The 22,090-nt window shown below is 51.5% G+C and carries 20 protein-coding genes and 1 pseudogene; 16 read left to right on the forward strand and 5 right to left on the reverse strand.

Annotated features, from left to right (window positions below):
• Positions 1-49 precede the first annotated feature (49 nt).
• From traD to ETG88_RS19655, 11 genes are all read left to right on the forward strand, one after another.
• Positions 50-2,221 carry a type IV conjugative transfer system coupling protein TraD gene (gene traD, locus ETG88_RS19600; RefSeq protein WP_129036171.1) on the forward strand — a complete coding sequence of 724 codons (2,172 nt, stop codon included), beginning with the start codon at positions 50-52 and terminating at the stop codon, positions 2,219-2,221.
• The gene (gene traI / locus ETG88_RS19605) at positions 2,221-7,413 is read left to right on the forward strand and encodes a conjugative transfer relaxase/helicase TraI (RefSeq protein WP_129036201.1); all 5,193 of its coding nucleotides are present in this window, start codon (positions 2,221-2,223) and stop codon (positions 7,411-7,413) included. The genes traD and traI overlap by 1 nt, the downstream gene beginning before the upstream one ends.
• 97 nt (positions 7,414-7,510) lie before the next feature.
• Positions 7,511-8,122, forward strand: a complete 612-nt coding sequence (locus tag ETG88_RS19610; RefSeq protein ID WP_420890805.1) for a DUF2726 domain-containing protein — start codon at positions 7,511-7,513, stop codon at positions 8,120-8,122.
• Positions 8,123-8,283: 161 nt separating this feature from the next.
• Entirely contained in the window at positions 8,284-8,532 is a 249-nt protein-coding gene (locus tag ETG88_RS19615) for a replication regulatory protein RepA (protein WP_129036172.1), read from the forward strand.
• Between the two features lie 245 nt (positions 8,533-8,777).
• On the forward strand, positions 8,778-8,852 hold the full coding sequence (tap, locus tag ETG88_RS22610) for a RepA leader peptide Tap (RefSeq protein ID WP_350353891.1): 75 nt from the start codon (positions 8,778-8,780) through the stop codon (positions 8,850-8,852).
• Positions 8,845-9,372, forward strand: a complete 528-nt coding sequence (locus ETG88_RS19630; RefSeq protein WP_233446144.1) for a hypothetical protein — start codon at positions 8,845-8,847, stop codon at positions 9,370-9,372. The genes tap and ETG88_RS19630 overlap by 8 nt, the downstream gene beginning before the upstream one ends.
• Positions 9,365-10,222, forward strand: coding sequence for an incFII family plasmid replication initiator RepA (gene repA, locus ETG88_RS19635; protein WP_164971824.1), 858 nt, complete (start codon positions 9,365-9,367; stop codon positions 10,220-10,222). Before ETG88_RS19630 ends, repA begins: the two co-directional genes overlap by 8 nt.
• 1,059 nt (positions 10,223-11,281) lie before the next feature.
• Entirely contained in the window at positions 11,282-11,587 is a 306-nt protein-coding gene (locus ETG88_RS19640) for a hypothetical protein (protein ID WP_129036173.1), read from the forward strand.
• A gap of 77 nt (positions 11,588-11,664) precedes the next feature.
• On the forward strand, positions 11,665-12,246 hold the full coding sequence (locus ETG88_RS19645) for a DUF2913 family protein (RefSeq protein WP_129036174.1): 582 nt from the start codon (positions 11,665-11,667) through the stop codon (positions 12,244-12,246).
• Between the two features lie 35 nt (positions 12,247-12,281).
• A complete protein-coding gene (gene hha, locus ETG88_RS19650) occupies positions 12,282-12,485 on the forward strand; it encodes a hemolysin expression modulator Hha (RefSeq protein WP_164971826.1) in 204 nt (67 codons plus the stop codon).
• 2 nt (positions 12,486-12,487) lie between these two features.
• Entirely contained in the window at positions 12,488-12,748 is a 261-nt protein-coding gene (locus ETG88_RS19655; RefSeq protein ID WP_233446145.1) for a hypothetical protein, read from the forward strand.
• A 616-nt stretch (positions 12,749-13,364) separates the two neighbouring features.
• On the opposite strand, the gene ETG88_RS19660 is transcribed toward ETG88_RS19655, so the two are convergent.
• A complete protein-coding gene (locus tag ETG88_RS19660; protein WP_129036176.1) occupies positions 13,365-13,652 on the reverse strand; it encodes a hypothetical protein in 288 nt (95 codons plus the stop codon).
• A gap of 308 nt (positions 13,653-13,960) precedes the next feature.
• On the opposite strand from ETG88_RS19660, the gene ETG88_RS19665 reads away from it, so the two are divergent.
• Together ETG88_RS19665 and ETG88_RS19670 are read left to right on the forward strand one after the other, a co-directional pair.
• The gene (locus ETG88_RS19665; protein WP_129036177.1) at positions 13,961-15,142 is read left to right on the forward strand and encodes an oligogalacturonate lyase family protein; all 1,182 of its coding nucleotides are present in this window, start codon (positions 13,961-13,963) and stop codon (positions 15,140-15,142) included.
• Positions 15,143-15,145: 3 nt separating this feature from the next.
• Positions 15,146-15,466 carry a cupin domain-containing protein gene (locus tag ETG88_RS19670; protein ID WP_129036178.1) on the forward strand — a complete coding sequence of 107 codons (321 nt, stop codon included), beginning with the start codon at positions 15,146-15,148 and terminating at the stop codon, positions 15,464-15,466.
• A 57-nt stretch (positions 15,467-15,523) separates the two neighbouring features.
• Here the strand turns inward: ETG88_RS19670 and ETG88_RS19675 are convergent.
• Positions 15,524-15,964, reverse strand: a pseudogene (locus ETG88_RS19675) (RpiB/LacA/LacB family sugar-phosphate isomerase); the annotation flags it as partial.
• 371 nt (positions 15,965-16,335) lie between these two features.
• On the opposite strand from ETG88_RS19675, the gene ETG88_RS19680 reads away from it, so the two are divergent.
• The 3 genes from ETG88_RS19680 to ETG88_RS19690 all read left to right on the forward strand — a co-directional run bounded on the left by ETG88_RS19680 (position 16,336) and on the right by ETG88_RS19690 (position 18,709).
• A complete protein-coding gene (locus tag ETG88_RS19680) occupies positions 16,336-17,886 on the forward strand; it encodes an MFS transporter (protein WP_129036179.1) in 1,551 nt (516 codons plus the stop codon).
• 400 nt (positions 17,887-18,286) lie between these two features.
• Positions 18,287-18,496 (forward strand): hypothetical protein, encoded by a 210-nt coding sequence (locus ETG88_RS19685; RefSeq protein WP_129036180.1) that lies wholly within the window; start codon positions 18,287-18,289, stop codon positions 18,494-18,496.
• A 21-nt stretch (positions 18,497-18,517) separates the two neighbouring features.
• Positions 18,518-18,709, forward strand: a complete 192-nt coding sequence (locus tag ETG88_RS19690; RefSeq protein ID WP_129036181.1) for a hypothetical protein — start codon at positions 18,518-18,520, stop codon at positions 18,707-18,709.
• Between the two features lie 520 nt (positions 18,710-19,229).
• On the opposite strand, the gene ETG88_RS19695 is transcribed toward ETG88_RS19690, so the two are convergent.
• The 3 genes from ETG88_RS19695 to ETG88_RS19705 all read right to left on the reverse strand — a co-directional run bounded on the left by ETG88_RS19695 (position 19,230) and on the right by ETG88_RS19705 (position 21,884).
• Entirely contained in the window at positions 19,230-19,739 is a 510-nt protein-coding gene (locus ETG88_RS19695; RefSeq protein WP_129036182.1) for a hypothetical protein, read from the reverse strand.
• 312 nt (positions 19,740-20,051) lie between these two features.
• Positions 20,052-20,465 carry a lysozyme inhibitor LprI family protein gene (locus tag ETG88_RS19700; RefSeq protein WP_129036183.1) on the reverse strand — a complete coding sequence of 138 codons (414 nt, stop codon included), beginning with the start codon at positions 20,463-20,465 and terminating at the stop codon, positions 20,052-20,054.
• A gap of 429 nt (positions 20,466-20,894) precedes the next feature.
• Positions 20,895-21,884 carry a tyrosine-type recombinase/integrase gene (locus tag ETG88_RS19705; RefSeq protein ID WP_129036184.1) on the reverse strand — a complete coding sequence of 330 codons (990 nt, stop codon included), beginning with the start codon at positions 21,882-21,884 and terminating at the stop codon, positions 20,895-20,897.
• Positions 21,885-22,090: the final 206 nt, after the last annotated feature.

Consider the following 22,090-nt stretch of genomic DNA (forward strand, 5'->3'; position numbering starts at 1 on the left):
CCTGTCACACTGGTGGTTGTTTCTGATTCAGAATTTATACAGGTCTTCTATGAGCTTCAATCCACGCGATTTAACGCAGGGTGGACAGGTGTCTTTTATGCGCCTGAAAATGTTCCTGCAGATAAATAATATCATTTCGTATTACGTCATTATGTTCAGCGCCCTGCTGATGATGGCCATTTTATTTATTCGTATTTCACTGCAGAACCTGATGAACGGCATTATCTATTTTGCCGCGAAGCTGATTGCACCGTTTATGAAAAACTCCGGTACGAAAGAGGTTTTCACCATCCGGTATTACGAGGATTCATTTCGTTATACGCCGGATCAGGTACTGAGTGATGCCTATACCACGTATTGCGGCCAGCTTCTGAAGCAGGAACTGGCGATTGCCGGCTGCGCCACGCTGTTTGTCGCCTTTTTCGTGACGTTTGCCATCTACTGGTATTTAGGCCAGACCGGTCGTAAGCAAAGTGAGGATGAAGTTATCGGTGGCCGTATCCTGAATGACGACCCGAAAGACGTGACCCGGCAGATGAAAAAGCGCGGTGAAGCGTCCGATATTCGCATCGATGCCCTGGCGCTGAAGAAGGATGCGGAAATCCAGAACTTCGCCATGCACGGAACCGTCGGCTCCGGTAAATCCACCCTGATGCGCAAAATCCTGCGGCGTCTGCGCGAGCGCGGCGACCTGGTTATCATCTACGATAAGGGCTGCACCTTTATCGAAGACTTCTACGATGAAAGCCGCGACAAGGTCCTCAACGCTCTCGACGAGCGCTGCCCCAACTGGGACATGTGGGAGGAATGCCGCACGCTGCCCGAACTTGAGAACGTCAGCTCCACGCTGATCCCCTCCAGCTCCGGGGAAGATCCGTTCTGGCAGGGCAGTGCCCGCACAATCTTTGCTGAAGGTGCCGAACGTATGCGCGGCGACAAAGACCGTTCCTACAACTCCTTTCTGCGCACCATGCTGGCCATCACGCTCGATAAGCTGCGCGCGCACCTGGCCGGAACGCCCGCATCCACGCTCGTTGACGGCAAAATCGAGAAGACGGCCATCTCAATCCGAAGCGTGCTCACCAACTATGTGAAGTCGCTGCGCTATCTGCAGGGCATCGATAAACCGGGCCGTGAAAAATTTACCATCCGGGACTGGATGAAGGGCCAGGCGGACAAGAGCAACAACGGCTGGCTGTTTATCACCTCAGATGAAGAGCACCACGAATCCCTGAAGCCGCTGATCTCGATGTGGCTCAGCATCGCGGCAACCAGCCTGCTGGCGATGGGCGAGAACCGCGAGCGCCGCGTCTGGTTCTTCTATGACGAGCTCCCCTCGCTGCACAAGCTTCCCACCCTGCCGCGCATCATCGCGGAAGCGCGTAAGTTCGGCGGCTGCTTTGTGCTGGGCTTCCAGTCCTATGCGCAGCTGGAAGAGACCTACGGCCCGAAAGCTGCAGAGGGGATGTTCGACCTGCTCAACACCAAGTTTTTCTTCCGCTCGCCGTCCGCGAAGGTGGCGAAGTTCGTGGAAGAGGATATTGGTGAAACCCGCCGTAAAACGTTCAGCGAGCAGACCAGCTTCGGTCATGAGCAGGTGCGTGACGGTATCTCGTTTGGCAAGGACGAAGAGCGTATCAACATTGTCAGCTACTCCGACGTGCAGTCGCTCAATGACCTGGAGTGCTTCGTCACGCTGCCCGGGGATTATCCCGTGGTGCGCCTGAACATGAAGTACCAGGGGATGCCGAAGAGGGCAGAGGCGCTGCTGATGCGCGACCTCAAAACCAGCCTCGACCAGGACATCGAAACCGAGATCGATACTCGCGATGATGCACACCGCCGCCAGATGGACGCCCTGTTCAGCCCGGATGAAACACCTGCGGCCGTTGCAGAGGCGACCAGCCTGCCTGCTGACCCCGTACCTGACGTGAAGCCTGTGGTGGCAGTGATTGCTTCGGCAACCTCTGCGAGCCAGTCTGATGAATCGACCGTTACTGCGTCTGCGGTGACAGGGGGCGCGGGTGGCGGTACCCAGCAGGAGCTGGAGCAGGAACACCCTGTGCCAGCAGGCATGAGCGAAGACGGTGAAATCATTGATTTTGCCGCCTATGAAGCATGGGCGCAGCAGACCGGCAACACGCAGGAGCAGGTTCGTCGTGAGGAGGTGAATATCAATCACCCTCAGGAGCACGGCGATAAAGAATGGGAGTACGTCTGATGCTGTCTGTTTCACCGATTAAGGGCGATGCCGGGTATTACGGCAAGGAAGAAAACTACTATGTCAGCGGCTCGCTGGAGTCCCGCTGGCTGGGAAAAGGCGCTGAAAAGCTGGGGCTGGAGGGGGCTGTTGATAATAAAACCCTTGATGCCGTCATGGCCGGAAAACTGCCCGACGGCAGCGACCTCTCCCGTATGTCAGGGGATAAAAATACCCACCGTGCCGGGTACGACCTGACGTTCTCCGCCCCGAAAGGGGTCTCCATGATGATCCTGATGGGCGGTGACAAGCGGCTTGCCGATGCCTGGAACCGCAGCGTTGATACCGCTATCCGGGAAGTCGAAAAGACGGTGAGCGCCCGTATAACCGTGGATGGAAAAACGGAAACGGTCGCCACAGACAGTATGGTCGCCGCGCTGTTCGCACATGACACGTCACGTAATCTCGATCCGCACTATCACATTCACGCCCTGGTGCTGAATGCTACGTTCGCTGAGGGAAAGTGGCGGGCGCTTTCCAGCGACACGAAGACCAAAACCGGTACGGCGGACATGGTGTACGCCAATCAGCTGGCTATCGGCAACATCGCCCTGCAGGTGATGCGTAAGGAAGTGCATGCGCTGGGTTATGAAACGGTGGATTCGGGTAAAAACGGCCTGTGGGAGCTGAAGGATGTGCCGGTCGAAGCCTTTTCCACGCGAAGCCAGGACATCGAAAACGCCGTCGGTCCGGATGCGTCGGCTAAATCCCGCGACGTGGCGGTACTGGATACCCGAAAGCCCAAAACCTGGGCTGATGCAGACTTGCTGGTAAAAAGCTGGGTGACGCGGGCGGCACAGCATGGCTTTTCCGCACAGTCCTACATGGCGGATGCCGCTGAACGTGTGAGTACCGGTGAGGTGCAGGTCGATGCGCCTTCACGTGGCTCTGATGTGGCCCTCGCCGTGAGCGAAGCCGTTTCGGCGCTGTCGGACAAAAAGGTCCAGTTCACGATGTCTGAGCTACTGGCGGGAACCATTAATCGCCTTCCGGCGGTCTCTGGCGTGTTTGAGCAGGCGCGGGCGGGCATTGACCAGGCCATCGAACAGCAGCGCCTTATCCCCCTTGATCGTGAAAAGGGCATCTTCACCTCCGATATTCATCTTCTCAATGAACTCAGCGTGCAGCAGCTGGCGCAGACGATGATGCGTGAACAGCGAACGGAAGTGTTTCCCGACCGCAGTGTTGAGCGTACGGATGTCGCCGGTGATGCCGTTTCGGTGCTGGCGCAGGACCGCAGCCCGCTGGCGCTGATGTCCGGCAAGGGCGGTGCGCAGGCGCAGCGTGAGCGCATCGCCGACGTGGCGCAGATGGCGCGCGAGCAGGGGCGTGAGGTGATGGTGCTGGCCTCTGACCGGCGCAGCGGCGCGTTTCTGGCGCAGGATGCGCAGCTGGAAGGGCGCCTGATGCACCGCACGGGCCTGAACGCAGACACTGTGTTTCCGGCGCACAGCACGCTGATTGTCGAGCAGGCCGAAAAGCTGACGCTGAAAGAGACGCTTCTGGTGCTGGAAAAAGGGCAGGGCGCGAACGCGCAGGTGGTCTTTATGGACGCGCAGAACCGCGCCGGTACCGGCAATGCCCTGTCTGTACTGAAGGAGAGCGACGTGCCGCAGTACCGCTTTTACGGCGGTAAGCAGCCGGAAGTGACGCTGGTCAGCGAGCCGGATAAACGGACGCGTTTCGGTGAGGTGGCCCGGCTGTATGTGGAGGCCGGGCGGAATGGCCGGGACGTGGTGGCGCAGGTTGACGGTCCCGTGGAGCAGAAAACGCTGACCGACGCCATCCGTGAAGCGCGCCGCGATGCCGGTGAGATTGGTGCGGTGGATACGAAGCTCAGCGTTATTGAGCCGGTATGGCTGGACAGCAAAACCCGCCGACAGCGCGATAACTACCGCCCGGGCATGGTGATGGAGCAGTGGAGCAGCGAGAAGCGCGAGATGACCCGCTACAGCATCGACCGCGTGGCGGACAAAACCAACTCCCTGGTGCTGGTTTCTGAGGCCGGTGAGCGTCTGGTGCAGAAAATCAGCAAACTGGATGGCAGCTGGAGCCTGTTCAGGGCGAAAACGCTCAGCGTGGCGCAGGGGGATGAGCTGCGCGCGCTGGGGCGCGAAGCGAAGGGCAGTATTAAGGCCGGTGAGCGTTATACCGTGCAGTCCACCGACGAGGGCAAACTGGTTCTGCAGTCTGGCGAGCGCAGCGTGGAGCTGGATACCTCCCGCGCGCTGAAGCTGTCACACGACTATGTTGAGAGCGTGGGCAGCAGCGTGAGCGCGGACCGTCAGGTGCTGGCTCTGCTGCCCGGACAGCGGCTGACGGCAGATTCACTCACCCGGCTGTCGCGCAGCGGCAGCGAGATTCATGTCTTTACTCCCCTTGAGCGGTCGCGGGCGGAAAAGCGCGTGCTGGCCAGTCCGGTGGTACGCCTGGCAAGCGAGCGGGTTATGGATTCTGTTGATGCTGCGGATTTATCCGGTGCGGTAGAGGCCCGACGCGATCAGCTGATGTCGCCGGCTGAACAGGCCGTCAGCCTGGCCGTGCCGCTGGCGCAGAACGGTAACATCCAGATGTCCCGTGTGGACCTGCTGTCCCGCGCTCTGTCATCGGGCGTGCCGTTTGCTGACGTCAGTGCGGAAATTCAGCGTCAGACGGAAAGCGGGGACCTGATACACCTGCCGGTGGTGTCGGGCGCCGGTACCGATGTGCTGGTTCCGCGCGTGGCGTATGAGATGGAGAAAACCGTTATCCGGACCATTGCGGAGGGGAAAGACGCCGTATCACCGCTGATGGAAGCGGTGCCTGCCGGTGTGCTGAAGGGGCTGACGCAGGGTCAGACGGCGGCGACGAAGCTGATACTGGAAAGTACCGACCGTTTCCTGGGTGTGCAGGGGTATGCCGGGGTGGGGAAAACCACTCAGTACCGCGCGGTGATGAGGGTCATTGGTACGCTGCCGGAAGACAAACGTCCGTTCGTTATCGGGCTGGGGCCGACGCACCGCGCGGTGAAAGAGATGCGCGATGCGGGCGTTCCGGCGCAGACGCTGGCCAGCTTTCTCAGCGAACACCGACAGGCGCTGCTAAGCGATGAGAAGCCTGATTTCAGCAACACCCTGTTCCTCACCGATGAAAGCTCAATGATAGGCAACCGTGACATGGCCGAGCTGCACCAGGTTGTCGCCGCCAGTCACGGTCGTATGGTATCGAGCGGGGATGAAGCGCAGCTGCAGCCGATTGCGGCAGGCACGCCGTTCCGCCTGATGCAGCAGCGCAGCGCCGCTGACGTGGCCATCATGCAGGAGATTGTTCGCCAGACCCCCGAGCTGCGACCGGCGGTCGAGAGCGTGATTGCCGGCAGGGTCACTGAATCCCTTGAGCGAGTGGAGGCCGTCTCTCCGGCCATGGTGCCGCGTAAAGCCGGAGCCTGGGTGCCTGAGCAGTCAGTGATGGAGTTTAAGCGCGAAAAGCCTGAAGACGGTGCTGCCCGGGAGATGCCTGCCGAAGCGTCAGATGATGTCAGGACAGGGCCTGCGAGTGCCATAGAGGCTATCGTCAGCGACTGGCGCGGTCGCACCCGCGAGGCGCAGGAGCAGACGCTGGTTGTGGCGCAGCTGAACGCCGACCGCCGCGCCATCAATGAAGGTATCCACCAGGCGCGCCGGGAAGACGGTGATATCGGGCAGGAGGAGCGACATCTGTCCGTGCTGTCTCCCGTGCGGGTGCCAGAGAATACGCTGCGCTCGGCTGACGGTTTTGCGCAGTATACCGGCAGGACGGTAATGCTGAACCAGCAGTACTACACCATCACCGGTACCGATACGAAAAACGGTGTGGTGTATTTCCGCGACCGGGATGGTCATGAAATCATGATTTCACCCCAGGAGAACACCGCGCAGGATATCTCCGTCTATGAAACCCGAACGCTTGCCGTCAGCGAGGGGGATAAGGTCTTGTTCAACCGCACCGACACGGACCGGGGCTACGTGGCCAACGATGTCTGGACGGTGGTGGGGTTTGCAGAGAACGGCGGTATCCGCTTTGGTCGCGACGGGCAGGAAAAGCTGCTGTATCCGGATGCGGAGGATGCCGACCGGCATATTGACCTGGCCTATGCCGTCACGGTCAACGGCTCCCAGGGGGCAAGTGCGAAGCTTGTTATCGGCCTCGCCGGCATCGAGGGCGGACGCAAAATGATGGCCTCGATGGAGTCCTGGTACGTGACATTGTCACGCGCGGTGACGCATATGCAGACCTATACCGACGATACGGCGGGCTGGGTGAAGCGGATTGAAGGCGCAGAGAAGCGCCTGACAGCACATGACATGCTGCATCAGCAGAGTGATGTGAGGGCCGGGACCGCCAGCTGGTTGCTGGAAAATGCGGTGTCGCTGGAGAAAACCGGCCTCGGTCGTCAGGTACTGAATACCGCACAGCTGGCAGGCGAGACGTTGGCCAGCTTTATTGCGCCAGGAAAGAAATATCCGGCGCCCTATATGGCGCTACCCGTCTGGAACCAGTACGGCAAAGAGCGCGGCGTGCTGCTGACGGAGATCCGCCTCAGTGACGAGGGACGCCGTCTGCAGCTGGGCGATGAGCACCGGCTGATGGGGGCGGAAGACGCACGGTTTGCGGGTCTGCAGTCCAGCCGGAACGGCGAAACGCTGCAGGCTGACGATTTTGCACAGGCGCTGCAGCTGGCGCGTGAGAATCCGGAGAGCGGGGTGATCATCCGCCTGGAGGGCGATGAGTCGCTGCTGAATGCACAGCGTTTGACGGGGGGCAGGGTTGAAGAGAGTGAGCCCGTGGTGGTGCCGGTCACGGAAGAGGAGCCGCTCCCCCTCTTGCCAGAGAAGGATGTAACGGGTCACACAGATTCAGAACATGCCGTACGCCAGGTTGCGCAGGAACTTCAACAGGACCCACTTTTCGGATTCATACAGAAATCAGACCTGGTAAATATAGTCCCCGGGGAAAAGCAGACACCTGATATTCGTGTGGATATTGCTGACCACAAAATACAGCAGGCCATCGAGCAGGTAGCCGCTGAGCTGGGCGGTAAATCAGGGCATGATGTGACACATCGTCTGCAGCAGCAGGAGCGGGAATGGGTTCCTGAACAGGAGCACAGCCTGGAGAAGACGTTCGGAGAGTGATGCCTCCCCGTCGCGTTCAGGGTGTTCGGTGCTCGCGTTGCTGCGCTCCGCCTCAACCTGAACGTTCCGGGCAGGAATGTTTAAGGAGTGAGTGGTTGTGGATAGGTCCGTCATAGCGGTATTTGTGGTGTTGTCGGTTGTGGTGTTTGGTCTTGAAATCGCGATTGTCCGGCTCGTGCGGGCCGTCAAAGGGCGCGGTCATCCCGTACTGGCGGCGCTCAGGCTGAACGGGATTAAGCCCGGGCCTGCAGAGTATCTGCTCTGTAAGCGGCAGGTCTGGGAGTCGGCTGAAACGCTGATGACAGCGAGGGAGCAGCATTTTCTGCGCAGGTTGTCTCAGCAGGTGGATGAGCGCCGCTGGCGACTGTGTCCCCAGGTCAGGGTGGCCGATATTGCGCGTATCACGCCGGATATCCCGGAACGTTCCGCCACGTGGTGGCAACTGTTCCGGATGGCATCCCAGTGGCACTGCGATGTTGTGATCGTGGACAGGGAGAGCTTCCGGATAGTGGCGGCGGTTGAGCTGGATGATGCGTCACACCTGAAACAGCGGAGAGTCCGGCGTGACATCCTGCTGGAAGAGGTGCTGAGACAGGCGGGCATACCGCTGATCAGTGACCGCAATCTCACTCAGTTGATCAGGCAGGTTTCAGGTCATTTGGCGGCGAAGGCGGCGAAAAACGAGAGCGCTTCCATGGGGAAATGCTAACAAACTGAACCTTAACGACAAATTTATCCGTACAGTCAGGATCTGCTGACCCGCGCCTGCGCCAACAGGCACAGGGTCCCCCGAAATAAGCATTCGCTCAATAGCGTAAGCTGTAGTAATCTCTGCAAAATGATCCTTTTTTGATCCTTGAGGGGGCAGAGATGTCACAGGCCGCTAATGTAGAAACTTCCTCAGCGAAACCTAAGCGCTCGTACCGTAAAGGCCAGCCATTGACTGCAAGTGAAAGACAGCTTGCCTCAGTGGCTCGCAAACGTGAAACGCATAAAGAAATTAAGGTTTTTGTTCGTAAAGCACTAAAAGACCGAATGCTTGAGGTCTGTGAAGCGGAAGGCCTGACTCAGGCAGAGTTCATTGAGACGCTGCTGGAACGAGAACTGGCTGAGCGATAAATCAGAAACATCAAGACTTCACAATCTTGATTGCGATTGTTTTGAGTGCTAGATTACTGATCGCTCGTGATTTTTTGGCCGGCCACGCCGTAAGGTGGCAGGGAACTGGTTCTGAAGAGGTGTCAACCCGGAACCAGAAAAGCAAGAACCCCGATAATCTCTCTATGTTTGGCGACGCAGAAGATTACCGGGGCCCACTCAAAACTGTATAGCCATCAATCAGGCTATGCAGGGAGTATATTTGCGTGCTCAGAAAAGTTCAAGATCAGATTCTGTGCCGACTCCTTCCGTGTATTGTAAGAGCAGGAAGATGTGGCTGAGAAGAACAAGCCATCGTTGCACTGGAGTCAGTTCGATGCCGGGGAACACATCTGTTTCCATTCACTAATAGCGAAGAGCACTGAATCAGATCTTCATATTGATTCCAGCGAGTATGCTCACCCATTCTGCAGCCTTCTCCAGAAAAGAGCCCAGTTTGACTCTTTCAAAGATCTGATCTTCATCAGAGGTTTGCTTGCAACAGTACATGGTAAACGAAAAAACAAAATCAGCGTGTCGATGGTTAGTGTTTATGTTTCCCTCGTACAGGTAATGTGCGCCCACTATATCCCTGATACAAACAAAGTTAACTTATCTGTTAAACAGCTTGCGGCTTGTAGTAGGTTTTCATATACCCGTGTCTGGAGAGCGCTCAAGACTCTTGATAATGTTCTTAATCTCATCGCTTTTGAGGGCGGAGCCATCTGGTTCAGACCAGATATGTTCGAAACTTTACGTGTCGGATCAGATGAGCTAACCGCCGCCCGTAGGAGCAATAGTGTTGGAGGAGGACATGACTGATCTCCTTCAAAACCATTATTCACAGGTTAAAAATCCGAATCCGGTATTCACGCCGCGGATGGGGAAAAAGACGCTGCCGTTCTGCCGTAAACTGATGGCGAAAGCCGAAGGCTTCACGTCCCGTTTCGATTTTTCCATTCATGTGGCCTTCGTACGGTCGCTAGGGAAGCGTCATCGCATGCCTCCGGTGCTGCGCCGCCGCGCCATTGATGCGCTGCTGCAGGGGTTGTGTTTCCACTATGATCCGCTGGCCAACCGTGTTCAGCGTTCCATCACCAACCTGGCTATCGAATGCGGTCTGGCCACAGAGTCAAAAAGTGGCAATCTGTCCATCACTCGCGCCACTCGGGCGCTAAAGTTTATGGCGGAGCTGGGGCTTATTACCTACCAGACTGAATATGATCCGCTGATTGGCTGCAATATCCCGACCGATATCACTTTAACGCCTGCACTGTTCTCCGCGCTCGACATCTCTGATGTTGCCGTGGTGGCTGCCCGTCGCAGCCGTGTTGAATGGGAAAATAAACAGCGCAAAAAGCAAAATCTGAAGCCGCTTGAGATGGACGAGCTGATAGCGAAGGCCTGGCGGTTTGTGCGCGAACGGTTCCGCAGCTACCAGTCCGAACGTAAGCAGCATGGCCTGAAACGCGCCCGTGCACGTCGTGATGCGAACAAAACCCGTAAGGACATTGTGACTCTGGTGAAGCAGCAGCTTACGCGGGAATACGCAAGCGGACGATTTACCGGCGGTATTGATGCCATGAAGCGAGAGGTGGAACGGCGCGTGACAGAGCGTATGCTGATGTCGCGCGGAAACAACTACACACGCCTTGCTACCGTCCCCATATAACCCTCCTTATTGAAAAATCCGGCCGACGCCGGAGAATTTCGCACGTCTGTTGGCAAGTGCTGCTTGTTATCTGAGCTAAACGCCCATTTTCTTAATCCTAAAAGCCACCTCCAGGCATTTGAATAGCCAGAAACTACATTGCAGGTTTCTGTATCTGACGCTTAATTCAGTTGTTAACATATAACTGCAAGGGAACTTTCCATAGGGTTACAACCGCAGTGTTCACAATGTGCCACGCGGACTTGTTACAGGGTGCGTGGTTTCCTTTAAAAACCTGCTCTGTACTTCTTTTAAATACATAATCTTTATTTCTTATAAATACAGAGCCTATTCGTCACCTGAGCTGTGGACAGCCTCCTGACAATGCTCGTTCTTGCAGCGGACTTAGTCCGCGCCGGTTCAATAAGAACCTTATGTAGCTCCCATCGCTACGCGACGGGCCCCGGAATTTTATTAGTTACAACACTCTAAATTTCATTAAGGAAACTGCAGAGCAGATCAGCGACCTTATGCCCCTCTCAACCCACGATAAACCGTGCACAGCGGCAACATCTGAGCCGTGACCCACCACTGAAAAGCGAGCGCGCCCGGGCCGAAGGCCCGGAACACCATCGCTTTTAATAATGGATGTTGTAACTAGATTTCTTTATTGCTGTCAGTAATGTTGCTGTAAGATTTGAGTACACGCTCGTAAGCGCCCCAAAGGGCCGCTAACGCGGAGATACGCCACAGCTGCGGCTTCGCCTTGCTGTGACCACTCCGACCGCGCACTGAAAGTGCAGTGTTGCTGTCAGCGGGGTTTAGCCTGGCAGGGAGGAGGGGGTGCTAGCGTAGCTGTCCTTTGTAAGAAGACTTAAGTAAAGAGATCCACTCACCCCGGAGTCGGAAAAGAAAAACCCCGCGCAATACTGCGCGGTCGTATCGCTTCGCTCCCATGCCCTTCGGGCATCACAAAATTGCAGATGCCTTTGGGTTGTTTACCCTTTATATATGTATGGCTTTATAGTGAGAGGTATGATGAAAAACTAATAATGCGAGGTGGTTGTGGATATAGAAACAATGGAAAAAACGCTCAATTACTCTTTAAAAGTCTTGCGCGAACGTGATTACTCCAGGCTCGAAGACGATGCTCAGCAGGCAATACTGTCCCTGTTTATCGACGATGGTGCTAAACCTTCAAAATTAGGACGCCAGACGCTGGCCATGCACGCCGGTATGCTGGGACAGATGACCAGCACTTCCCGCCTTGAAATCCTGGCAATGGATTTGCTGATGGCCTGTGATAAAGCGGAAGTCATGGACGCACTGTCAAAAATTACGGACATCCTGAGTACGCCTGAATTTACTGAAATTACGCGGGTTTAATCAGAATTTTTGCCGGTGAGACGTTAAAGTATCCGGGTTATACTATTGAAATCATTAATTCTGCCGGCAATTTGCTTATGAAAGACGCGAACAAAACAGGGCATCTCGCATGGTGTGCCCTGATAGCCCTTCATACCGCCCGGGAGGATGGCACTGTCTGTTCTGAATCCCAGGAAAACCTCTTCATTACCCGCTGGTTTGCTCAGGCCAAAAAACAACGTCGATTTTCACGCGAAGTCGCTGTGGATATTGACTGGATATTGAACCAGGGGAGAACCCAGGGAGTCAGGGCGCGATTACGCCACAAGCTTGATTATCTCTGGCGCTCCTGTACCGGAGAACTACGTGAGCAGAACGACCTTTTCCGTCTGACCTATGCCCTCGAACTGGCCACTCAGCATGACTGGGTGTATCACGTACTGGACGATAAGCAATGGTGCGGGCGGCAGCAGGTCAGGATTAACCCAGGTGTTAACAGCATTTTTGTGCTCAAAAGCGCCCTTGATGCCGGTTTCAGCAGTGATGGAAAGCAGTTACACCCTGTTGCGGTAAGAATTGGCGGGCAAATGGAAGGACTGAACGCATTGCTCAGAAGCTGTGGCTGGGAGGCGGTCAGTAAAGACGATAACTGGCAACTTATCGTCAGGAACGTTGAGTGAAAACTGCATCTATCGTTGCATGAAAGAATATGGAAATGACAAAAAAAGACTGGCTTTTCAAACTGCGTCGTATAACCGAACGCGAATCTCTTGAGAAAATCATCGAGAAGAAATACTACGAGCTAAGTGATGCGGAGCTGGCCGTTTTCTGGGGGGCAGCCGATCACCGACTTGCTGAGCTGGTGATGAATCGTCTATACGACCGGGTACCAAAAGGCGTCTGGTCGTTCGTCGTTTAAAAATGGGTCTGCTTGATATTTTTCCGCTGGAATTGAATATGTTCACCTTTGACCAGCGCTATGACTGGCTTAAAATGAGAGCTGACGATGCCCCTGCCATGTCAGAAGAAGACTTTGACCGGCTGAAAAGTCATGCTTCGGCGCTGTGTTTTGACACGGACGAACATCAGTACAAGCAGGATGTGGCATTTTCATCCGACGGCTTTTATTGCCCATTTCCGCAAATGCTCTTGATACGGCAGTGCTACTTCAGTGCTCACTGAGCAAAAATTCCCAGATAACAATTGCAATACAATAGTCGAAAAACCTGAGTCAAACCAGATGACAGGGACGAGTGGCGTTTGCTTGCTGACGAGATTTCCCTGCTATCAGGGATGACCTATTGCGAGCCGTTACAGCTACACTCTGATGTTCCCGGACAGACGTTCTGAAGCTGGCTTCATCGATGAACACGGGTAATGTTTGATACTAATGTACCGACGGGTGGGCGCTTTGATAAAACCTACACTACTACGATTAAGAATTCAGGCTCTTCTTGAGATCGTTTGAGCGGCGCTCTCAGCATTGATCATCAAGACATTAGAACCAGGTTTTCTCACATCTGGGTGGTTAAAAAACAACCTTAACGTACAATAATTTTCGATATCCAAACTGACCCCGGACAGACTGACCCTACCCCGACTTTGCAGGGGGGAGATTTACGGCTGAGGCCGTAAAACCTTCTGAGTCCTCGTTGTCGCTGCGGGCTTCCGGCGTTGAACGCCTCCCATGCACTCCGCGCATCTAACATATGGACGGAATTACTTCAAGGTTTAGGCGGTGAGCAGAAATTAAAAATAAAGCCGCATAAGCGGCTTTGAAAGAAATCAGTTTTCTAATTTATGAAGAAGTACGCGGTTTACGTGGGGCGATCTGGGAGATTCGGCCAGGTGTTACATTGTGAGCTTGAGCAACAATTTTTGTAGGAATCCCGCCGCCAACAGCTGCTTTAATAGACTGGTTACGCATTTCCATCACTCCTCTTTCAAGAGCAGCAATTTCTTTAGCCTGCGTATCAACAATCTTCTCAAGTCGGTCGAGTCGAGTATCGTGCTGAGCAATTTCACTCGCCTGCTCTTCCAGTGCTGCCTGAATTGCACTTAAAGCCTTTCTTGTTTGCTTTCCCATCTTTAACCCCTTAATCGTCTCGCCTAGTGTGGCTTTAATTTAGTAAATTAAACTATTTGCGTCAATAAAATTTAATTCATTAAATTTCAGCTTATCGCACCTGCTTCATCGATACTTGATCAGAGGCAGAACTACTAATGAGTAGGTTTAGGCACGTACAAAAATGTGATCGAAGTATCGTTTTAGTCGCCATGCGTCTCAAAGCATACCGTTAAGTGATAACTTGTTTTCAATTTAATGAAATCTTGTTTTGATAAAATCCTTAAGCCAGTATAAGGCTTAATTTATTGCCACTTATGAGGTGAATCATGGCGAAAGGTTCTGAGATTCAATTCCACTTCCACACCGTTCAGGATGCACAGACTGGTGCGCACGTAACCCGACTGACACCACCTGAAGTTCTTTGCCATCGCAACTATTTTTATCAGAAATGCTTTACCCGTGACGGCACTAAGCTGCTATTTGCCGGTGAGTTTGATGGCAACCGCAATTACTATTTGCTAGATCTGCAGACTCAAAAAGCAGTGCAACTGACGGAAGGCAAAGGTGACAACACCTTCGGTGGATTCCTGTCGCCCGACGACCAGTTTCTGTATTATGTCAAAAATGAGCGCAGCCTGCAGCGCGTAAAACTTAGCAATTTCAGCGAGCAAACTGTTTATACCGTTCCGGAAGATTGGGTCGGATACGGTACATGGGTAGCGAACAGTGAATGTACCCGACTTGTGGGGATAGAAATCAGCCGTGAAGACTGGAGGCCATTATCTGACTGGAAAATTTTTCAGGCGTTTTATCACAGTAATCCGCAATGCCGACTGCTATGTGTCGATCTGAACAATGGCAAGTCGCACGTTATACACGAGAAAAATGAATGGCTCGGACACCCGATTTATCGACCATTTGATGACGACACCGTAGCCTTCTGCCACGAAGGGCCACATGATCTGGTGGACGCGCGGATGTGGCTGGTGAATGAAGACGGCAGTAATGTGCGCAAGGTGAAAGAACATGCGCCAGGAGAAAGCTGTACACATGAATTCTGGGTGCCGGACGGCTCCGCACTGATGTATGTGTCTTATCTGAAAGGTCAGCATAACCGATATATCCGCCGTTTCGATCCGCAAACAGGCGAAGATAGTTGTCTGATGACCATGCCGGCGTGTTCGCATCTGATGAGCAATGAGAACGGAACGCTGCTGGTTGGCGATGGTTCTGGTACCCCGGTAGACGTAAACGATACCGCCAGCCATACGATTGAAAACGATCCCTGGTTGTATATTTTTGATGCCAAAACCGCCCGCTATGCGCCCCTCGCTGCGCACAACAGCTCATGGCTCGTGCTCGATGGCGATCGCCAAGTGACGCATCCGCACCCTTCTTTCTCACCGGACGATCGCCACGTGCTTTTCACAACAGATTATGAGGGCCAGCCAGCGATATACCTGGCTGAGATCCCGGAAACTCTGCTCAACTCATTACGAAAGGAATAACGGATGTTTGTATTTAACAAAGACATCCCTCTTCAAGATTTGGGCGACGGTGTTAGCCGTCGCGTTCTGGCGCATGACGGTACAATGATGGCCGTTGAAGTGTATTTTGAGGAAGGTGCCGTCGGGCCGATGCATAATCATATGCACGAGCAACTGACATACGTGCTGTCTGGTCGTTTTAAATTCACCATCGGGGATGAAACTCATGAAGTAGCCGCAGGCGATACGCTGTACAAAAAACCGTACATCATGCACGGCTGCGTATGCCTGGAAAAAGGTGTCTTACTGGATACGTTCACGCCTCAACGAATGGATTTTCTGTAGACAATGAAAAACCGGTGCCATATGAACACCGGTTTTTATCACTGCGTTAAAGCAATCTTATCCGATGACTTTACGCACAAAGTCTTCGATCTCTTTATTCTGGCAGTTTTCAAAGAAGCATTTCTGGAAGCTCGCACCTGTTACGGCGGTTTTAACGAGTTCCGGATCAATAGCGCGCAGCGTATCCAGATAGTTTTCTTTCACAACAGCAGCTTTCACCTGATTCAGGATCCCGGCGTTACGCACCTGAGGTTCTTTATGATCGGCCGGATAACCTTGGCCTTTTTCGCCGGTAAAGGCTTTCTCGAATATAAAGCGTACGTTGAGTTCTGCGCCCCAGCCAAAACCTTTGGCGAATGGTAGCGAAAGTGCGTTGCCATTGTTAATTTGCGCGAACAGGAAAGCATCCGCCGGATCTATACAGTAACCACAGTTTACGCCCAGGTGAATATTCAGAGACATCAGCGCACCCTGCCCGGTGCCGCAGCCAGTGAGCACGGCTGCGCGTTGGCAGGCATAAAGACCCGGCGTGAATCAGCGCACACCAGTGGCTTAAAAACGGCATGTGCCGTCAGATTGCCCTTCAGGTATATATCAAATACAGGGTAAAGGCCGAAAACACAGGTGCCAGGTTCTGATTCCCTCTCTTCCTAATGTTACCTTTGCCGGACATTCGCGGAGATAAGCCCCGAATAGCGTGCCTGAGGTAGCAATTTCAGGCCATCATTCACGTGATACTCCTCACATAATTATGAACAAGTCAGAAACCCTAAAGCATGTGTGATTGGGATCAACCTATCTGAAAGACATTGAGTATAAAAAACAGGGCCACTTATTTTGAAAAGATGTTTTATTTTTAGGGGTGACTTGTGGAAAGGAAAAGAGACATACGGCTGAAGCACCAAATTGCTTATGGCGGGGGGAACCTGCTGGGCAGCGGTGCGCTGGCAATAGCAGGTATCTGGCTGCTGTATTTCTACACAACGTTTTGCGGACTGACGCTGCTACAGGCCTCTGCAATTTTCTCTATCGCTAGCGTTGTTGATGCCATCAGTAACCCACTCATGGGGTACATTTCAGATAATTTTGGCAAGACCAGACTCGGTAAACGCTTCGGTCGCCGTCGTTTCTTTATCCTGCTGGGCATACCACTAATGATGTGTTACCCACTTCTTTGGGTTGAAGGGTTTGGGTTCTGGTATTACCTGTCGACATATATTTTGTTTGAACTGATCTACACGTCCGTCATGGTGCCTTATGAAACGCTGGCAACGGAAATGACTGACGACTTTTCTGTGCGGACAAAACTGACTGGTTACAAAGCCATATTCGGCAAGGCAGCGAACTTCCTGGCAGCGTTCATTCCGGGTCAGTTTATTCTGATATACGGCAAAGATTCAGCGACACCGTTCTTCCTTACTGCACTGACTTACGGGCTGATTCTGTGCTTTGCCGTGGGTATGCTATACTGGTATTCATGGGAGAGAGAAGCAGAAGGAGACACCGACGAGACCACAGCAAATACCTCGTTACTGCAAAAAATGCTTGAGCTCTCGGCAGACATGCGTTCGACTTTTCATCTCAGGGTCTTCAGAAAGCATCTGGGCATGTACCTGTTTGGATTTGGTGCGGAATGGCTGTTTGCATCTATATTTACCTACTTCATCATTTTCGTGCTGCAGTACGATCCCACCATGGTGTCCGGACTCAGTAGCCTGAACTCTGTTCTGCAACTGTGCTCAACGGCCATTTTTATCACTATTTGTGTGAAACAGGGATTCAGTAAGCCCTACATTATTGCTCTTTCTATCGTCATGTTTTCGGTCTGCTGCTACTTCTCACTGTATCTTTTTGACGTTCCCCAGCAGTACGCAACGGCAGCCATTCTGGCAATAACGGTTATTTTTGGCATCGGGACCGGTGGTGTTTATTACATCCCATGGACGGTATATACCTTCCTTGCCGATATTGATGAAGCCTTTACCGGTCGCAGACGTGAGGGCATTTACGCCGGGACGATGACATTCTCAGGGAAACTGGTGCGTTCTGCTATTGTCTTCTCCATGGGGGCGATTTTAAGTTTCTTCGGTTTCCAGTCCGGCGCCCATACTCAGCCAGAAAGCGCGGTGATCGCAATTGCTCTGGTCTTCCTGCTTGGTGTGCTTTCCCTGTCTTTTGTCGGCATTTATTTCAGCGGACAAATGAAGCTGAACCGTAAAACCCATCTGATCGTGCTTGCTGAGGTCGCACGGATCAAAGCCGGAGGGCTGATTCAGGATGTCGCTCCTGACGTTCGTGATGTGATGGAAACGCTTATTGGCTATCCCTACGAACAGTGCTGGGGTAACAGCGCTGTATGCCAGAGGCTTCCTGATTCATCAGGACGAGCACCGCAAAACATCCCTCCGGTTGCGCAATAAGCTTACGGGCAACATCCCATATTGCCTGCTTCCTTTGTGTTGCCACTTGTTTACATGTGGCAACAGGTATCACATCTTCATTCATTTCCGGGCTTCGGGCATACCAGCTTCTGTCGTCTCAGCTATCAATCTTCTGGCTTTAATCCCGATATCACCATCGCGCACAGAAGGTTCAGTTTTGCTGAAAGCGGTTTTTGGCTTTGCAGGGAGGAAGGGGTTAATTTCGATCCTCATTCACCGGCTGCGGCGGATATTCCGATGGATGATACATCGAATAACATATCCGTCCGAATGTGCCGGACGGCACATTCGGAACGGCAAAGTACGGTATACAATTTGTTTATATTGCGTTCATTAAAATGACTGAAATAATCTATTTTACTTTTAATATGGAGGTAATATGACTACCAGCGTTTTTTTTGAGGGCACTGTCGTCTGCCAGAGCGGCAAGGAAGAATTTTACATTGAGTTTGGGAGAACTTCTTCTGCCGATGAAGACAGCATTTACCTGAACATTGATGGTAAGATCGTTGTAATGAAACGAGAAATGGCCAGAAAATTTGTTGATGCAGTTGTTGAGACAGGAAATTACCTCGGGTTTAAAAGCTGATATCCAATCAAAGGAAACTCTATGCAGTCTATTGAAATTGAGAAAAACGGAATGTTTTACAAGGCAGAGTATTTCTCTGATGATGAAATGGTAACAGTTTTCGGAGAAAATGGTGAACCAGAGGTCGTGAATATACACGGAATGACTGAAGTTCAGGCAGCTCGCACAGCCCTCGGAAATCTTATAAGAACCGGGAAAATTAGTCCAAAGTAAGAAATAAAGCCAGGATTACATAAGTAATTTAACATGGACGTAATGCTTAATTACTCTTTAAAATTGCGCCGTGAGCGTGATTTTCCAGATTCGAAGAGGATGTACGCACGCCATTTTGTCATTGTTTGTTGATGACAACTCCAAACCGTCAATACTGCATCTAACACCACTCGTCTTGAAATTCTAACAATGGATATGTTCCAGAGGTTATGGAAGCGCTGACGAAAATTAACGAAATACTGAATGAACATGAGTTTACTGAAATCCGGAGTACTTAAACAAAGTTTCTGCTCATGAGATATTCAGCCATTCTATTTATAATGTTTACAATTACAATTCAGCCTTCAATTCTTCTATGAGAGATAATAATAAACAGGGCACTTTGCCTGGTGTGCACTACAATTGAAATATAAAGTTAATTACAAAGAAATAAGAGGAAGTAATTTGCGAGAGAATGTCGGGAGAAAGGCCGCTAATGCAGCCTGATTACCTTGAATAAGATATACTGCAAGCAGAGTTCTTATTTTATTATTTTCTTCAACAAAGTTGCTGAATATGTTGCTGGGAGAGTTATTCCTGAAGTGATTATCACTTTCTCATTTTGAAGCGTAACTTCTGTCGGCCGTCCTCTATCAAGGCGTTTGAAGTCAGATGCTGCGCCGTTGAAGTCCATGCCAATAACTCTCACCGTACCAAAATCGGCAATAAGATCTAATTGTTCGAAACGTTTATCCTTAAAGTAAGGAATATAAATCCTGACGTGCCCATCTTTAGGTTGCACATCTTTTATTTCGATTTTTTTTATATCAAATGGCCCGTTTTTACCAACATATGAGACATTGACAAATAATGGTTGAGTCATATTATTCAATAGATCACTTGATTGATAATCAATATACCCTATGTTCGGGGATGATAGTGCAGATTCATAGGTGATGGCGTCATCATTTGAGCGAGGAGAGATTACATTAGCACATCCAACCAGGAAAAGAATAATAGATGCACATGATATAAATTTGTAAACTTTCAATTTTAAACCCTCTATTGTGGTAATTTAATTATGGTAATGCACTCAAGTTAAACTCAGTTCTGCCAGCCCATTGAACTTTAATGTATTTTATAAGCATGATTATGATTCTATCTCTAATTAAATAATAGCAAATAACCTAAGGCCATATCTTTATGATTACTGATAAATATTAATTATTTCTTTTAGTTCTGTGATTGACACAACAACGTTTGATGCATTCAGTAACGACCGAGCATGACATGAATGATAGACAATATTCCTATTGTTTTTCCATTCAACGTTATCAACCAGTGGAAAAGTTATTTATCTTACCTAAAGATAAATATCATAAATTGATGAATAAAGTGTTATTGCTTCAAGAACTTTTTTTCGTTCTGTATATATATTCTTCAGGCAAGAAATGTCACTGCCGCATAGATTTCTTTCTTTCTCCCACAATTTTTGCTCCAAAGACAACCACTTCCGAGTGAAAATATTTTTGCTTGCTAGTTGAAGTTCATTACTGAGTGCGTGGTCAGCAATGGTGAGATAAGGGTCATTGCAAATTGTTTTTTCTGAGGTATTAAGGTTTGAAGAGGAGCAGTTTAATTCATAGGCATGGATATGAAATGACAAACTAAAAATAATGATTCCTATTACGTATTTTGTTCTAAATAAAACTTTGTTAATGGCTGCATTATAGAGGAATGGTTTAAGAATAGTAGGGCATATAAACAATGTGTTCATAATAACATTCCTTTTAAAATAAAAGAGATAGAGCATTTAATGTAAGGTAAATCAATTATTAACGAACAAGGTTATAAGTCAATAATAATTATCTGCGAGATTTCCTATAGGAATTCATCGTTTAAGTTCTGTTTAATAGTGATTCATAAGGAGAAATTCATGTCGTAAATTCATACTTGAAGGTCATGATAGATGAGTACAATCGTGGCCTACATCTGCAGAAGGTCAAGTCTATAAACGAAACAGCATGCCTGTCAGTGTATCAAGGATGGCAGTTATTCGCGTTTGTAGTTAAGAAGAAACGGAATAGGGTAGGGCATAGTTGGAATGATAAAAATACCGACTGGTGAGATCGGGTTTTAATACCGTTACGGTTTTAAGTTGGTGACTCTGGCCGGATGATGTAACTTTTTACCTAACATGCTTTATTCACACAATTGATAGTCTCTCACGAGCCTGACGAAGACGGTTTTCCCCCCGGCGATCGTACTGCTGGGTGGTGGTGACGCTGGCATGGCCCATCGCATCCTTAACGGTAATCAGATCTTCACCGTTATCTAGCATCGCCGTTGCAAAGGTTCTTCTCAGGTCGTGCGGCGCGCATTTCGCAATCCCGGCCTGGCGCTGACGCACCTGCAGAATATGATACACTGCCTGGTCAGTCAGCCGGTCGTACGTCAGGGTGTCAAAACGGCGGATGCGGGTAAACAGAGGACCGGGGCTTTCACCGCGGACCTGTTCGGTCCAGTGCATCAGCCGCTGCCAGGTCCCGGCCGGCATGTAGGCCAGCCTTTCCTTGTTCCCTTTCCCCAGCACTTTCAGCGCCCGCTCATGCGTGACAATGTCACTTAAACTGAGACCCACCGCCTCGGAACGACGCAGACCACAGCCGAGGAGCACTGCCAGCAGGGCCGCGTCGCGCGCCCCCTGACAGCTGCTGTCGGCTTCGCAGGCCGCAAACACTTGCCGAATTTCCTCTGCCGGCAGGGCCCGTCCGCGCGGGAGACGGCTGCCGCGCAGGTTGCGCAACGCCCTAATGTGCTGAAAACTCTCGACGTCCATCAGCTTAAGCATCCAGGCTTCCTTCGCCACGCCCTTCAGTGCTGAGAGATAGGTGTTGATGGTAGCCGTCGCACGGCCGGTGTCGCGCAGCAATTCGGTTATGGCCATCACGTGATGGCGGCGCAGGCTGCCCCAGTTGCAGGTGTCCGTGCCTGTCGCGCCGAGCATCCCGGCAACTATCCCGAGAAACGAGGCCATCGTCTGACGGCTGCGGGGAGAATTTAAGGACAGTAAATAGGCCCGCGCCGGATTGAGCAATGCTTCATTCCCCGCCAGCGCCGGCAGGAATTCCTGTTCTAGAGGGACCAGTACCGGTACGAGCTGTCGATCTGGATAGTCATCCGTCAGTCGGGTCATTTCGGGCTCCGGGAAGACCGGAAAACGTCCGGCGCGCTGCGTGAAAAATACGGGGCAATCATACAGCCGAAGCTTACTGCAGAGAGTCTACTTTTTCAAAGATACATTTTAATAAGTACATAAAAGATGGGAAAACCACGCAATATCATAGCCTTCATCTTTGAAATAACTTAACATCAAGTAAAATAGAAGTAATTTCTCTCTGC

It is taken from the genome of Lelliottia nimipressuralis (assembly GCF_004115925.1).
Taxonomy (GTDB): domain Bacteria; phylum Pseudomonadota; class Gammaproteobacteria; order Enterobacterales; family Enterobacteriaceae; genus Enterobacter; species Enterobacter nimipressuralis.

Excerpts from the sequence above, each read along its gene's own strand:
- ETG88_RS19640 (WP_129036173.1), top strand. The coding sequence starts at position 11,282 with ATGGAAAAAACGCTCAATTACTCTTTAAAAGTCTTGCGCGAACGTGAT.
- ETG88_RS19700 (WP_129036183.1), bottom strand. The coding sequence starts at position 20,465 with ATGAACACATTGTTTATATGCCCTACTATTCTTAAACCATTCCTCTAT.
- repA (WP_164971824.1), top strand. The coding sequence starts at position 9,365 with ATGACTGATCTCCTTCAAAACCATTATTCACAGGTTAAAAATCCGAAT.
- ETG88_RS19705 (WP_129036184.1), bottom strand. The coding sequence starts at position 21,884 with ATGACCCGACTGACGGATGACTATCCAGATCGACAGCTCGTACCGGTA.
- ETG88_RS19690 (WP_129036181.1), top strand. The coding sequence starts at position 18,518 with ATGCAGTCTATTGAAATTGAGAAAAACGGAATGTTTTACAAGGCAGAG.
- ETG88_RS19615 (WP_129036172.1), top strand. The coding sequence starts at position 8,284 with ATGTCACAGGCCGCTAATGTAGAAACTTCCTCAGCGAAACCTAAGCGC.
- traI (WP_129036201.1), top strand. The coding sequence starts at position 2,221 with ATGCTGTCTGTTTCACCGATTAAGGGCGATGCCGGGTATTACGGCAAG.
- ETG88_RS19670 (WP_129036178.1), top strand. The coding sequence starts at position 15,146 with ATGTTTGTATTTAACAAAGACATCCCTCTTCAAGATTTGGGCGACGGT.
- ETG88_RS19665 (WP_129036177.1), top strand. The coding sequence starts at position 13,961 with ATGGCGAAAGGTTCTGAGATTCAATTCCACTTCCACACCGTTCAGGAT.
- traD (WP_129036171.1), top strand. The coding sequence starts at position 50 with ATGAGCTTCAATCCACGCGATTTAACGCAGGGTGGACAGGTGTCTTTT.
- ETG88_RS19645 (WP_129036174.1), top strand. The coding sequence starts at position 11,665 with ATGAAAGACGCGAACAAAACAGGGCATCTCGCATGGTGTGCCCTGATA.
- ETG88_RS19655 (WP_233446145.1), top strand. The coding sequence starts at position 12,488 with ATGGGTCTGCTTGATATTTTTCCGCTGGAATTGAATATGTTCACCTTT.
- ETG88_RS19685 (WP_129036180.1), top strand. The coding sequence starts at position 18,287 with ATGACTACCAGCGTTTTTTTTGAGGGCACTGTCGTCTGCCAGAGCGGC.
- hha (WP_164971826.1), top strand. The coding sequence starts at position 12,282 with ATGACAAAAAAAGACTGGCTTTTCAAACTGCGTCGTATAACCGAACGC.
- ETG88_RS19660 (WP_129036176.1), bottom strand. The coding sequence starts at position 13,652 with ATGGGAAAGCAAACAAGAAAGGCTTTAAGTGCAATTCAGGCAGCACTG.